Below are 12,545 nucleotides of genomic sequence, written 5' to 3' on the forward strand. Positions count from 1 at the left end.
GCCTGGTCGCGTGCCCTTCGAACTTGATGTGAACATGCCCAAGGACCTCGCACCCCTCGCCTGGCTCATCGGCCGCTGGGAAGGTGCCGGAGTCATCGGTTACCCCGGCCTGGAGTCGGCCAACTTCGGCCAGGAGGTCGTCGTCAGCCACGACGACCGCCCCTTCCTCGAGTGGCACTCGAAGATGTGGAAGCTCGACGACGAGGGCAACAAGGTCGAACCGATCGACACCGAGTTCGGCTACTGGCGGCCGCTGGCGAACAACGAGGTGGAGTTCATGGTGACCCATCCCTCCGGCATCGTCGAGATGTACTACGGCACCACGTCGCCCGCGAAGATCGAACTGCGCACCGACGGCGTCATCCGCTCGCCGCAGGCGCCGGAGTACAGCGCCGGCGCTCGTCTGCTCGGCTACGTCAACAGCAACCTCATGTGGGCCTACGACATCGCCCAGGGGGGCAACCCGCTGCAGAGCTACGCCTCGGCGGAGCTCAAGCGCGTCGAGTGAGCGTCTGATCCCAAGCTGTGCGCGGCAGATTTCGCCGCGCTGCGGTTCTGGCGCGAGCCGTCAGACGAGTTGGGCGAGAGCCACCGGCAGGAATCCGCACACGAGCACGCAGGCACTGCCTGCGGCCAGCTGTGCGCGCCGATGCGCCGACGTCGCGATCGTGACGGTCGTGCGAAGGCAGGCCCACGACAGAAGACCCGTGAGGGCACCCGCCGCGATCGCGACCACCGGGTCGAGGCCCGCAACGGCACCCACGGCACCCACGAGGCCACCGAGAATCGTCTGGCCCATCCCCATCTCCAGGCGTCGGGACGTCGCCCCGGCAATGCCGTCGATGAGGCAACCGAGCGCCGCCGCGACGCCGACGCTCACGAGCAGGCGGTGCGAGGTCACGTCGTCAGCGGCCGGCACGAGGTAGGAACCGGCGCCGAGTACACCGAGCCCGAGGGCGGTGCCGGCGAGTGACATCACGAGGCGCGGACGCCCGTCCTGGCGCATGAGCTGGTGCAGGAAACTCGCGATGAGTCCGAGCGAGACGACCGCGCCGGCCCAGCGGGTTCGATCACCTGCGTCGCCGGCCACCATCGTCGCCGTGAGGGCCACGGCCGTGAGGGCGAGGACGGTACTCGTACCGCGAGGGCTCGGCAGATTGACCAACCGGGGCCAGCCCCAAGCGAGCACGAGACCGAGCGCGAGGCTGACGAAGGCGACCCCTCCGACGGGCAGGGCGCTCGAGACCGCAACCGCGCCGCCGGCGAGGACACCGGCCAGGGCGCCCGAGGCGCGCAGCGACGGCGTGGGGGCTGTCAGTACGCTCACGCGCCCATCCTTCCACCCTCGCTCATCCCCCGGCGAACGGCGGGAGAAGTTCCACCGTGACGCCCTCGGCCACCACGGCGTCGTCGTCGAGACGCCGACCGTCGGCCAGGGCGCTGCAGCGCGCCAGGACGTCACCCATCGTCGGGTGCGCTGCGAGCGCCGCGCGGCGCACGTGTCCCACGGTGACAGGGTTCGCACCCGAGACGTCGAGGTCTTCGGTCTGCACACCGGCGGCCGCTTCGGCGCCGGCCCAGTAGCGAACTCGGACGCTCGTCGTGTCCACGCTTCGGCCCTTCCTTTCGGTGGCTTACCTGCACCAACCGTAGTCTTGACGCGTGGCGCACCTCCTCCTGCTGACGATCGCACGCGGTGCGAGCGTCGAGGTTCTGCCCGCGTTGGGGGCGCTCGCCCACCGGGTTCGCGTCATCGCCCCGGAGGCTTCGGCGGTTGCCACCCGCACCGACACCGACCTCGTCCTGCTCGACGCGCGCTCCGATCTGGTCGCCATGCGGGGCGTCTCCACGTCGCTCGAGAAGCTGCTGCCCGATCTGCCCGTCATCGGCGTGTTCACCGAGGGCGGCCTCGTGGCGCTGACCACGCAGTGGGCCGTCAGCGACGTTCTCGTCGACACCGCCGGGCCGGCCGAGGTGGACGCTCGCATCCGGCTCGCCCTCGCGCGCTCGGGCGCCGACGAGGAGCGCACGGCGCGCATCACCGCGGGTGAACTCGTCATCGACGAGGACGCCTACTGGGCACGCATCCGCGGCACTACGCTCGATCTCACGTACAAGGAGTTCGAGTTGCTCAAACACCTCGCCGGCCACCCCGGCCGTGTGTTCACGCGCGATCAGCTCCTGCAGGAGGTGTGGGGCTACGACTACTTCGGTGGCACCCGCACCGTCGATGTCCACGTGCGGCGCCTGCGCGCGAAGCTCGGCCCCGAACACGACGCCCTCATCGGCACCGTGCGTAACGTCGGCTACCGCTTCGTCGAGCAACCGAGGCGCCCCGATGCCGCTCGTTAGGGTGGTTGCATGACCTTTCGCGTACGCCCCGCCGATCTTCCAGACGACTCCGCCGCGATCCTCGCCCTGGCCGCGAGCGCCGAGGCGGTCGACGGTGTCGGCGCGCTCAACGAGGAGTCGCGCCTGGCGATCCAGCGTGGCGCCGGCGACAGCGCGGTGCGCGTTGCCGAGGGCGACAGCGACGAAACGATCGTGGGCGTCCTCGTCGACGCCGAGGGCGACGGCGCCGCGTGCGATCTCGTGACGCACCCCGAGCATCGCCGCCGGGGCGTCGCCACGGCGCTGCTCGCTGCCGAAGGGGAGAACGTCGAGCGTTACGGCGTGTGGGCCCACGGCGACTTCGAGAGTGCGCGCGCCCTGGCCGAGGCGCTCGGTCTGGAACGCGTGCGCGACCTGTGGCAGATGACCCGCGAGGTCAGCCCCGAGGAGACGTTCGACGTCGAGCTCCCCGGGGGGTTCGTCGCCCGTCCCTTCGACGGCAGTGACGACCAGGCCCGGGCCTGGCTCGACGTGAACGCGGCGGCCTTCGTCCACCACCCCGAGCAGGGCCGTATGACGATGGACGACCTGCGCGCGCGTATGGCCGAGGAGTGGTTCGAGCGCGAAGGGCTCATTCTCGTGTGGCACGAGCCGAGCGGCGAACTGGCCGCGTCGCACTGGACGAAGCGTGAGCCCGGCAGCGACACGGGCGAGGTGTACGTCGTCGCCGTCGCACCGGCCTACCAGGGCCGCGGGCTCGCCGGACCGCTGACGAACCTCGGGCTGGCCCACCTCGCCGGGCTCGGCGTCCACGAGGTCGAGCTCTACGTCGAGGGCGACAACGAGCCCGCCAAGGCCACCTACACACGTCGCGGATTCCACAAATCGGCTCAGGACGTCCTCTACGTTCACACCGGCGCCGAGAGCCTGTAACGATAGGGGCATGACTGCCTCGACCTCCGGTTCGAAGAACACCCCGAAGGCCTCCGCGAGCAAGCGCACGCCGGCCAAGAGCGGCTCCGGCAAGCAGACGCCGGCAAGTGCACGTACCGCCACTCCGGCCGGCGCCGACGCCACGCTGGATGCAGCAACGGGCACCGGCGAGGTGGCGCCACCCGCGCCGAACACCACGTCGTCGGCTGCCGTCGCCCGGTTCAAGCCCCGCGCCGCCGCACGCCCGCGGGCCGCCGAGAACGCTCCCCGCCCTGACGCCGAACGCGACAAGGCTCCGAACGACCTGCCGGGCGATCGCTTCCTCGACCGTGAGATGTCGTGGCTGCAGTTCAACGAGCGCGTCCTGCAGCTCTCCACCGACCCGAACGTGCCGCTGCTCGAGCGCGCCCGCTTCCTGTCGATCTTCTCGAGCAACCTCGACGAGTTCTTCATGGTGCGAGTCGCCGGCCTCAAGCGCCGCATCGCTGCTGGTCTCGCCGTGCGTTCGGCCTCCGGCCTCGAACCGCGCGAGCTCCTCGACGACCTCACCCGCGCCTCGCACGACCTCATGGATCTCCACGCGGGCGTCTTTCAGCGCCAGGTGCGCCCGGCGCTCGAGGACGAGGGCATCCAGCTGCTCAAGCCGACACAGCTGACGGAAGCCGACCGCGAGTACCTGCGCCGCTACTTCGAGTCGCAGGTCTTCCCCGTCCTCACGCCGCTCGCCGTCGACCCGGCGCACCCGTTCCCCTACATCTCGGGCCTGTCGGTCAACCTGGCCGTCCTGCTCATCGATCCGAAGACGGAGCGCGAGCACTTCGCCCGCGTCAAGGTGCCGCCGCTGCTGCCCCGCATGGTGAAGCTGCCTGGAGGGCCGGACGAGGACGCGCTCTACCACGCCCGCTTCGTCACGCTCGAGGACGTCATCGCCGAGCACCTCGACGTGCTCTTCCCCGGCATGGAGGTGCGAGAGCACTTCACCTTCCGCGTCACCCGCAACGAGGACCTCGAGGTGGAGGAGGACGACGCGGAGAACCTCCTCACGGCTCTCGAGAAGGAACTGACGCGTCGTCGTTTCGGTGCGGCTGTGCGCCTCGAGGTGGCCGACGACATGGACGCCCACGTCCTCGAACTGCTCACCCGCGAACTCGGCGTGAGCGACGACGAGGTCTTCCGCCTGCCCGAACCGCTCGACCTGCGTGGCCTCGGCGACATCGCTGATCTCGACCGCAGCGAGCTGCAGTGGCCGCGCTTCCTGCCGAAGACGCACCCGCTGCTCGCACCCGTCGAGCGCTCCGAAGCCCCCGACATCCTCGGCGCGATGCGCAGCAGCGACATCCTGCTGCACCACCCGTACGACTCGTTCTCGACGTCGGTGCAGGCGTTCGTCGAGCAGGCCGCCGCCGACCCGGACGTCCTCGCGATCAAGCAGACGCTCTACCGCACGAGCGGAAACTCCCCCATCATCACGGCGCTCATCGACGCCGCGCAGGCCGGCAAGCAGGTGCTCGCCGTCGTCGAGATCAAGGCCCGCTTCGACGAGGAGAACAACATCTCCTGGGCCCGCAAGCTCGAGCGCGCGGGCGTCCACGTCGTCTACGGCATGGTGGGGCTCAAGACGCACGCCAAGCTGTGCCTCGTCGTGCGTCACGAGGGCGACGGCATCCGCCGCTACTGCCACGTCGGCACCGGCAACTACAACCCGAAGACGGCGCGCCTGTACGAAGACCTGGGCCTGCTCACCACCGACCCGGACGTGGGCGAGGACATCGGACGCCTGTTCAACCAGCTCTCGGGCATGGCCCCGCGTGCCAAGTTCAAGCGCCTGCTCGTCGCCCCGCGCTCGGTTCGCAGCGGGCTGCTCGAACGCCTCGACGCTTGCATCGAGGCCGCCAAGTCCGGCAAGAAGGCCACCGTCTCGATCAAGGTGAACTCGATCGTGGACGAGCAGATCATCGACGCCTGTTACCGCGCCTCGCAGGCCGGCGTGAAGGTGAACGTGCTCGTACGCGGCATCTGCGCCCTGCGCCCCGGTGTGCCGGGTCTCAGCGAGAACATCGAGGTCCGCTCGATTCTCGGTCGCTTCCTCGAGCACAGCCGCGTCTTCATCTTCGAGATCGAGGGCAAGGAGCCGACGGTCTACATCGGCAGCGCCGACATGATGCACCGCAACCTCGACCGGCGCGTGGAGGCTCTCGTCGGGCTCACGGACGAGCGCCAGGTCTCAACGCTCGTGGACCTCGTCGCCGCCGGCATGAGCGACGAGACGTCGTCGTGGCGTCTCGACGCCGAGGGCCGCTGGCACCGTGAGAATCTCCTCGCCGACGGCGAGCCGAAGCACGACTACCAAGCCGACCTCATCGAGGCCTACTCCAAGCGCCGTCGCAAGGCCCGTCGCCGGTGAGCAACGGTCGCCGCAGCAGCAACACTTCGGTCGTGGCCGCCGCTGGCGCGCTCGTGTGGCGCCGCCGTCAGGGACGCCTCGAGGTGGCGCTCGTCCACCGCGCCCGCTACGACGACTGGTCCTGGCCAAAGGGCAAACTCGACCCCGGCGAGACGTTCGCCGAGGCGGCTGTGCGCGAGGTGCTCGAGGAGACGGGTCTGGCCGTCCGTCTCGGCATTCCGCTGCCCGAACTCGTCTACGGCCTCGCCAACGGCAGCACCAAGGTGGTGCGCTACTGGGCGGCCGAGGTCGTCGGCGGCAGTGGCGCGCTCGACCACGAGGTCGACGAGGTCCGCTGGCTCACCGTTGAGAATGCCCGGCGCAAGCTGAGCTACTCGCGGGATCACCTGCCACTCGACGCGCTCGTCGAAGCGGAGCTCACCGGGCGCCTCGAGACGTGGCCGTTGCTGCTCGTCCGTCATTCTCACGCTCAAGCCCGCTCTGCCTACCGCGGTTCCGACGACGCTCGACGTCCCCTGAGCGACCGCGGCAAGCAGCGCGCGAAGGCCCTCGTGCCGGTGCTCGGTGCGTGGACGCCCGAGCGCGTCGTCTCGTCGTCGTCGGCCCGCTGCGTCCAGACGGTCAAGCCGTTCACGAACGCCACGGGCACGCCGCTTCGCACGAAGGCCGCGTTGTCCGAGGAGACCTTCGAGGTCTCCCCCGCCAAGGCCGGGCGACAGCTCGTCAAGGCGTTCGAACGCGGTCTACCGGTCGCGTTGTGCACCCACCGCCCACTCCTGCCGGCGCTCGTCGCAAGGCTGTCCGAGCACGCTCCGAAGGGATCTCCGGCCCGTCGCCTGCTCGGTCGCATCAAGGCCAACGGCATGGACAAGGGCGAGGTTCTCGTGTGTCAGATGCTGGGCTCGGGAGCGAACGCTCAGGTGATCTCGGTCGAGCGGTTGCGCACGCCTGTGCTCGAACGCTGACGCGCCCTCACCGACGCGGCCAACCGCCGGTCGGAAACGGATGTGATGCACATCTCATTCGGGCGGCGTCACGTTCACGCTCCGTTCACCGAAGCAGGGCCATCCGGTCACTCTCGACGCCTATGTTCCATCACGTCCAGGCGCATGCCCGGAATCCAGTTTTCGAGAGGTACACCCACCGTGAAGATCACGAGCATTGCCCGCATCTCCAGTGTCGCGCTCGCGAGCGCCCTCGCCCTGAGCGCCTGTGGCAGCGAGACGTCCGGTTCCGACAACTCGTCCTCCAAGTCCGGCGGCGGCTCCTCGAGCGAGTGCGGAACGAAGGCCCTCAAGGCCGAGGGTTCAACCGCCCAGGACAACGCCATTCAGGAAGCCATCAACTCCTACGGTGAGAACTGCTCCGACGCCACCGTCACGTACAACGGCACCGGTTCCGGTAACGGCATCAAGCAGTTCATCGCCAAGCAGGTCGACTTCGCCGGCTCCGACTCCGCGCTCAAGACGAAGCCGAAGGACGGCAAGATCGAGGTCGACGAGGCCAAGAAGGCTTGCGCTTCCGATGCCTGGAACATCCCGATGGTGACGGGCCCGATCGCGGTGTCCTACAACCTCAAGGACGTCAAGGACCCGATCACCCTGACGCCCGCCGTCCTCGCCGACATCTTCAACGGCAAGATCACGAAGTGGAACGACCCGGCGATCGCCAAGATCAACTCCGGCGTCACGCTGCCGGCCAAGGACATCAAGGTCTTCTTCCGCTCGGACGAGTCGGGCACGACGGAGAACTTCACGAAGTACCTGAACGGCGCCGCGAAGGACAAGTGGACGGCCGAGCCGGCCAAGAAGTGGACCGGCAAGGGTGAGGGCAAGGCCAAGACGGCCGGCGTCGCCTCCGCCGTGAAGTCCACCGACGGTGGCATCACCTACGCCGAGTGGTCGGCTGCGCAGGACAACGGCCTCCAGGTCGCCAAGATCGACAACGGCGCCGGCGCCGTCGAGCTCACGGGTGAGTCGGCCGGCAAGGCCGTCGAGGCAGCCAAGATCGACGGCAAGGGCAACGACCTGCGCCTCAAGCTCGACTACACGACGAAGGAGAAGGGCGCTTACCCGATCGTCCTCGTCACGTACGAAGTCGTCTGCTCGAAGTACTCGGACGCCGAGAAGGGCAAGTCGGTCAAGGCGTTCCTCAACCACTTCGCGAGCGAGGACGTGCAGAAGGGCCTCGAGGAGCAGGGTTACGCCCCGCTGCCGACCTCCGTCCAGGAGAAGGTCAAGACGGCCGTCAACGCCATCAAGTGATGCTCGACGCCTGACGGGGTGCTCGGGGCGAACTCGCCCCGAGCACCTTGCGGCACGTCCGGGGAAACGGATCGACTGCCGATGTGGGTGTCCTCTTCGATCCATCGACCAGAACGAGCAAAGGGGCAGGAAAGCTCATGAGTTCAATCACCGGCGTCTCGGCGGCCGACACGCCCGGCCCTGACGACGACCTGCAAGAGGGCGGGCCCGAAGACCGCACGCCCGCCGGCGACGGCGCCTCGACGGGGCGCCTCGGCGACAAGATCTTCTCCGCCCTCGCCTCCGGCGCGGGAATCCTCGTCGTCGCCCTCGTCACCCTCGTCGGCGCCTTCCTCGTCATCCAGGCGATTCCGGCGCTGGCGGACAACGACTCGAACTTCCTGCTCTCGCAGGACTGGGACGTCGACTCCTCGCCGCTGCACTTCGGTATCGCACGTCTGCTGTGGGTCACCGTCGCGACCTCGCTGGTGGCCATGGCCATCGCCGTGCCGTTCGCGGTGTGCATCGCGCTGTTCCTCACGCAGTACGCCCCCTCCTGGCTCGCCAAGCCCGGCGCGGCCTTGATCGACCTGCTCGCCGCCGTCCCCTCGATCGTGTACGGCCTCTGGGGTCTGTTCACGGTCGGCCCGCTCTTCCAGCCGGTCCAGGACGTGATCACCTCCGTTCTCGGCTGGTTCCCGCTCTTCAGCGAGACGCAGACCAGCGCGGGCAGCACGATCTTCTTCGTCAGCGTGATCCTCGCCATCATGATCCTGCCGATCATCACGGCCCTCTCGCGCGAGGTCTTCGCGCAGACGCCGCAGGCGCACAAGGACGCCGCGACGGCTCTGGGCGCCACGAAGTGGGAGGTCATCCGCACCGCGGTGCTCCCCTTCGGCAAGCCCGGCATCATCTCCGCGTCGATGCTCGGTCTCGGCCGCGCGCTCGGCGAGACCGTGGCCGTCATGATGATCGTGTCGGCTCTGGCTCCGAATGCGGACTGGAACTGGTCGCTGTTCACCGGCGGTGAGACCTTCGCCTCGAAGATCGCCAACAACGCCGGCGAGTTCGACAACCCGACGAAGACCGGCGCCTACATCGCCGCCGGTCTCGTGCTGTTCATCCTGACGTTCGTCGTCAACTCGCTCGCCCGCATCGTCATCGAACGCAGGAAGGCCTTCTCCGAATGAGCACGGCAGTTGTGGACCAGGCCTCCGGGAGCCTGGGCAAGAAGGGTCAGTCCGGTGGCCGCGCAACGAAGAACGCCATCGCCAGGGTCGTGATGTGGGCGGCGTTCCTCATCGCGCTCGTCCCGCTCGTGTGGATCATGTGGACCGTCATCTCCAAGGGCGGCCGCCTGCTGCTCGACGCGGGCTGGTGGACCGAGAGCCAGCGCGGCGTCGGCCGACGCGAACAGGCCGGCGGAGCGGCTCACGCCATCCAGGGCACGCTCATCCAGGCCTTCGTCACGGCCCTCATCGCCGTTCCGATCGGTGTTCTCACGGCCGTCTACCTCGTCGAGTACGGCCGCGGCCGCCTCGCGAAGGCCGTCAGTTTCATGGTGGACATCCTCACCGGTATCCCCTCGATCGTGGCCGCGCTGTTCATCTACGCGCTGTGGGTGACGACGTTCGGGTTCACCCGCATTCCGTTCGCGGTGTGTCTCGCGCTCGTCCTGCTCATGGTCCCCGTGGTCGTGCGCTCGACGGAGGAGATGCTCAAGCTCGTGCCGAACGAGCTGCGCGAGGCGTCGTACGCGCTCGGTGTGCCGAAGTGGAAGACGATCATGAAGGTCGTTCTTCCGACGGCTTTCTCCGGCATCGTCACCGGTGTCCTGCTGGGCCTTGCCCGCGTCATGGGTGAGACCGCGCCACTCCTCGTCCTCGGCCCCTACTTCCGCGGTCTGTCGCCGAATCTCTTCGACGGTCTCATGGCAACGCTGCCGACGATGATCAACGAGGGTCGCGACAACATGTCCGTTCCGGCAACCAACGAGCGCGTCTGGGCTGCCGCGTGCACCCTCATCCTCCTCGTTCTCATCCTCAACCTGCTGGGCCGCCTCGTGGGCCGCCTGAGCAAGGTCAAGAACTGACATCCGCATCGACGGATACGACTTCGAAGGAAACTGAGTCACATGAGCAAGCGGATCGACGTTCAGAATCTCAACGTCTTCTATGGCGACTTCCTCGCCGTCAAGGACGCGTCCATGACCATCGAGCCCCGTTCGGTCACGGCCTTCATCGGCCCGTCCGGCTGCGGCAAGTCGACCTTCCTGCGCACCCTCAACCGCATGCACGAGGTCATCCCGGGCGGGCGCGTGGAGGGCAAGGTGCTCCTCGACAACGAGGACCTCTACGGCCCCGGTGTCGACCCGGTGGCCGTGCGCCGTACCGTCGGCATGGTCTTCCAGCGCCCCAACCCGTTCCCGACGATGTCCATCGGTGACAACGTCGTCGCGGGGCTGCGCCTCAACGGCGTGAAGGACAAGAAGGTGCTCGCCGAGAAGATGGAGGAGTCGCTGCGCGGCGCCAACCTCTGGAACGAGGTGAAGGACCGTCTCGACAAGCCGGGCGCAGGTCTTTCGGGTGGTCAGCAGCAGCGCCTGTGCATCGCCCGCGCGATCGCCGTCTCCCCCGACGTTCTCCTCATGGACGAGCCGTGCTCGGCGCTCGACCCCATCTCGACCCTCGCCATCGAGGATCTGATGAACGAGCTCAAGAGCGAGTACACCATCGTCATCGTCACGCACAACATGCAGCAGGCCGCTCGTGTGGCCGACCGCACCGCGTTCTTCAACCTCGAGGCGACCGGCAAGCCGGGCATGCTCGTCGAGATGAACGACACGCAGAAGATGTTCTCGAACCCGGACCAGCGGGCGACGGAGGACTACATCTCGGGCCGCTTTGGCTGAGCGAATGCGGCGTGAGGATCGGAGCGCAGCGTAGCGAGCACCGGACCGGAGCGCCGCACCGAGCTCAGCCAAGAAGGAATCGGCTGAGCGAAGGTCGTGTCGACGAAGAACGGAGCCCGGGGTACCACCGCAGCGAAGCGAGGATGGTGCCCCGGGCTCCGGGCGTACGGAGACGCGCATCGAAGCGGCGTGAGGATCGGAGCGCAGCGTAGCGAGCACCGGACCGGAGCGCCGCACCGAGCTCAGCCAAGAAAGAATCGCTGAGCGAGGTTCACTACCTCTGGTTTCGGCAAGGCCCTCCGACACTGCGCGTGTCGGAGGGCCTTCGTTCTTCTCGAACAGCGTCCGCCTGCAGCCGTACCCGCGTCTGACCCCAACCGGTGAAGCAACCTAGTTGAACAAACGTCCACAAGCGTGATGATCATTACACGGATATCCGGGGCCTCTTCGCCTGCCGTTCACCACGACGTCATGCACACTTGGGGGCGTGGCGAATGAAGCAATCGCGCTCGGGGGAACGTCGCGCAAGAAGATCCTCAAGCGACGCAAGAAGCAGGTCATCGAGCGAGGGGCCGAGCCGACCCCCGACGAGATCGTGTTCTCCGACACCCCCGGCATCATCGACGACGGCAACTTCAGCTTCGGCGTGTGTCACGTCTGCGAGTGGCGCGGCAAGGGACGACGGGCCCGCGAGAAAGCGCGTCGGGACGCCGCCGAGCACTACCTGCTCGAGCACTGAGGCCCATGGTTCCGTCCCCATGAAAACGCTCACCCCGCAGCAGCGAGGTGAGCGTTCCGACGTGAAGCGCGCTGGGCCGGGAGCGCCTCTCGGCACGTGGCCGCTCGTGGCGGCTGAATTTGGGACCCGGGGCTACCGCGGCCCAGCGCACGTTCAAGCCTAACGACTGAGTGCGGCGATTTCATTCCCCGAACGGGTGGCATGTGCCACGACCTTGGGACCGCCCCTACCGCCGGCGTCATCGCTGGGCAGGGTTTCCTGCAGTCGGGCCGAGGGAGACACTGCCCGAGCGCAGGAAAGTCTGCCCAACGTCGTCGAGCAGGCGCTCCACATCAGTCGAGCGATCCGATGCGCCAAGCGGCGGCGCACTTCGTCAGGTCACGAGCCGTGTCACCGAGGAGCGCAGCGCTACGCGCCTCACCGTCGGCTCGAGCATCGTCGTGTCCGTCGTGACGCTCCGCGCGCTCGGCCCGTCCGCTCGCGACGACGCGGCAGAACGCGGAAGCCCGCTCGAGCGCGACGGCGAAGTCACCCGAGAACGCGCCCTCGAGAATGCGGTCGACGAGGTGCTCGATCTCCTTCGGGCCGTACGGGTCGGCCGAACCGGCGACCGCGTGCGAAACCTGCGCGTGCCGGATTCCGGCCGTGTAGTCCGCCGACGCCTCGACCGACGCCCGCCGCACCCACTCGCGCAGCGTGTAGAGGCGCCACATCGCGCCCGGGAGGGACACTGCGGGACGCCCCGACCACAGCTGCGCGAGCGTCGACAGGCCGATCTCGTCGGTGAGCGCGATGAGTCGACGCGTCACCTCGGGGTCGGAGTTGGTGCGCCCCGCGCCCACGAGCACGGCCGCGCTCTCGTGCGCCACCGCCGTCACGTCCGCCGGGTCGGGTGCGCCGGCGAACGACTGGAAGTCACGATCGGTGAAGAACAGCGGCTTGTGGTGGGCGCGAGCCAAGAGCGGGTTTCCCTTCGTCAGGTCG

General features: G+C 68.2%; 13 protein-coding genes. 10 read left to right on the top strand and 3 right to left on the bottom strand.

The genetic code is table 11. The annotated features are described in order from the left end of the window. Positions 1-10 precede the first annotated feature (10 nt). On the top strand, positions 11-508 hold the full coding sequence (locus AA983_RS11105) for an FABP family protein (protein WP_047312342.1): 498 nt from the start codon (positions 11-13) through the stop codon (positions 506-508). Between the two features lie 60 nt (positions 509-568). On the opposite strand, the gene AA983_RS11110 is transcribed toward AA983_RS11105, so the two are convergent. Continuing rightward, positions 569-1,327 carry a hypothetical protein gene (locus AA983_RS11110; protein ID WP_047312343.1) on the bottom strand — a complete coding sequence of 253 codons (759 nt, stop codon included), beginning with the start codon at positions 1,325-1,327 and terminating at the stop codon, positions 569-571. A gap of 22 nt (positions 1,328-1,349) precedes the next feature. Continuing rightward, a complete protein-coding gene (locus AA983_RS11115) occupies positions 1,350-1,610 on the bottom strand; it encodes a MoaD/ThiS family protein (RefSeq protein ID WP_047312344.1) in 261 nt (86 codons plus the stop codon). A gap of 52 nt (positions 1,611-1,662) precedes the next feature. On the opposite strand from AA983_RS11115, the gene AA983_RS11120 reads away from it, so the two are divergent. The 9 genes from AA983_RS11120 (at position 1,663) to AA983_RS11160 (ending at position 11,561) form a co-directional block, all read left to right on the top strand. Next, positions 1,663-2,352, top strand: a complete 690-nt coding sequence (locus tag AA983_RS11120; protein WP_047312345.1) for a response regulator transcription factor — start codon at positions 1,663-1,665, stop codon at positions 2,350-2,352. A 9-nt stretch (positions 2,353-2,361) separates the two neighbouring features. Next, entirely contained in the window at positions 2,362-3,264 is a 903-nt protein-coding gene (gene mshD / locus AA983_RS11125) for a mycothiol synthase (protein WP_047312346.1), read from the top strand. Positions 3,265-3,274: 10 nt separating this feature from the next. Next, positions 3,275-5,668 carry an RNA degradosome polyphosphate kinase gene (locus AA983_RS11130; RefSeq protein ID WP_082128870.1) on the top strand — a complete coding sequence of 798 codons (2,394 nt, stop codon included), beginning with the start codon at positions 3,275-3,277 and terminating at the stop codon, positions 5,666-5,668. A 32-nt stretch (positions 5,669-5,700) separates the two neighbouring features. After that, the gene (locus AA983_RS11135; protein WP_231579591.1) at positions 5,701-6,633 is read left to right on the top strand and encodes an NUDIX hydrolase; all 933 of its coding nucleotides are present in this window, start codon (positions 5,701-5,703) and stop codon (positions 6,631-6,633) included. A gap of 180 nt (positions 6,634-6,813) precedes the next feature. Then, positions 6,814-7,932, top strand: coding sequence for a phosphate ABC transporter substrate-binding protein PstS (gene pstS / locus AA983_RS11140; RefSeq protein WP_047312348.1), 1,119 nt, complete (start codon positions 6,814-6,816; stop codon positions 7,930-7,932). Between the two features lie 137 nt (positions 7,933-8,069). Further along, positions 8,070-9,101, top strand: coding sequence for a phosphate ABC transporter permease subunit PstC (gene pstC / locus AA983_RS11145; RefSeq protein WP_047312349.1), 1,032 nt, complete (start codon positions 8,070-8,072; stop codon positions 9,099-9,101). After that, on the top strand, positions 9,098-10,003 hold the full coding sequence (gene pstA, locus AA983_RS11150; protein ID WP_047312350.1) for a phosphate ABC transporter permease PstA: 906 nt from the start codon (positions 9,098-9,100) through the stop codon (positions 10,001-10,003). Before pstC ends, pstA begins: the two co-directional genes overlap by 4 nt. Positions 10,004-10,045: 42 nt before the next feature. After that, a complete protein-coding gene (pstB, locus tag AA983_RS11155; protein WP_047312351.1) occupies positions 10,046-10,822 on the top strand; it encodes a phosphate ABC transporter ATP-binding protein PstB in 777 nt (258 codons plus the stop codon). A 487-nt stretch (positions 10,823-11,309) separates the two neighbouring features. Further along, a complete protein-coding gene (locus AA983_RS11160; RefSeq protein ID WP_047312352.1) occupies positions 11,310-11,561 on the top strand; it encodes a hypothetical protein in 252 nt (83 codons plus the stop codon). 332 nt (positions 11,562-11,893) lie between these two features. Here AA983_RS11160 and AA983_RS11165 read toward each other — a convergent pair whose 3' ends face one another. Then, positions 11,894-12,520, bottom strand: a complete 627-nt coding sequence (locus AA983_RS11165; protein ID WP_047312353.1) for a hypothetical protein — start codon at positions 12,518-12,520, stop codon at positions 11,894-11,896. Positions 12,521-12,545 lie beyond the last annotated feature (25 nt).

The organism is Dermacoccus sp. PE3 (genome assembly GCF_001021715.1).
GTDB classification, from domain to species: domain Bacteria; phylum Actinomycetota; class Actinomycetes; order Actinomycetales; family Dermatophilaceae; genus Dermacoccus; species Dermacoccus abyssi.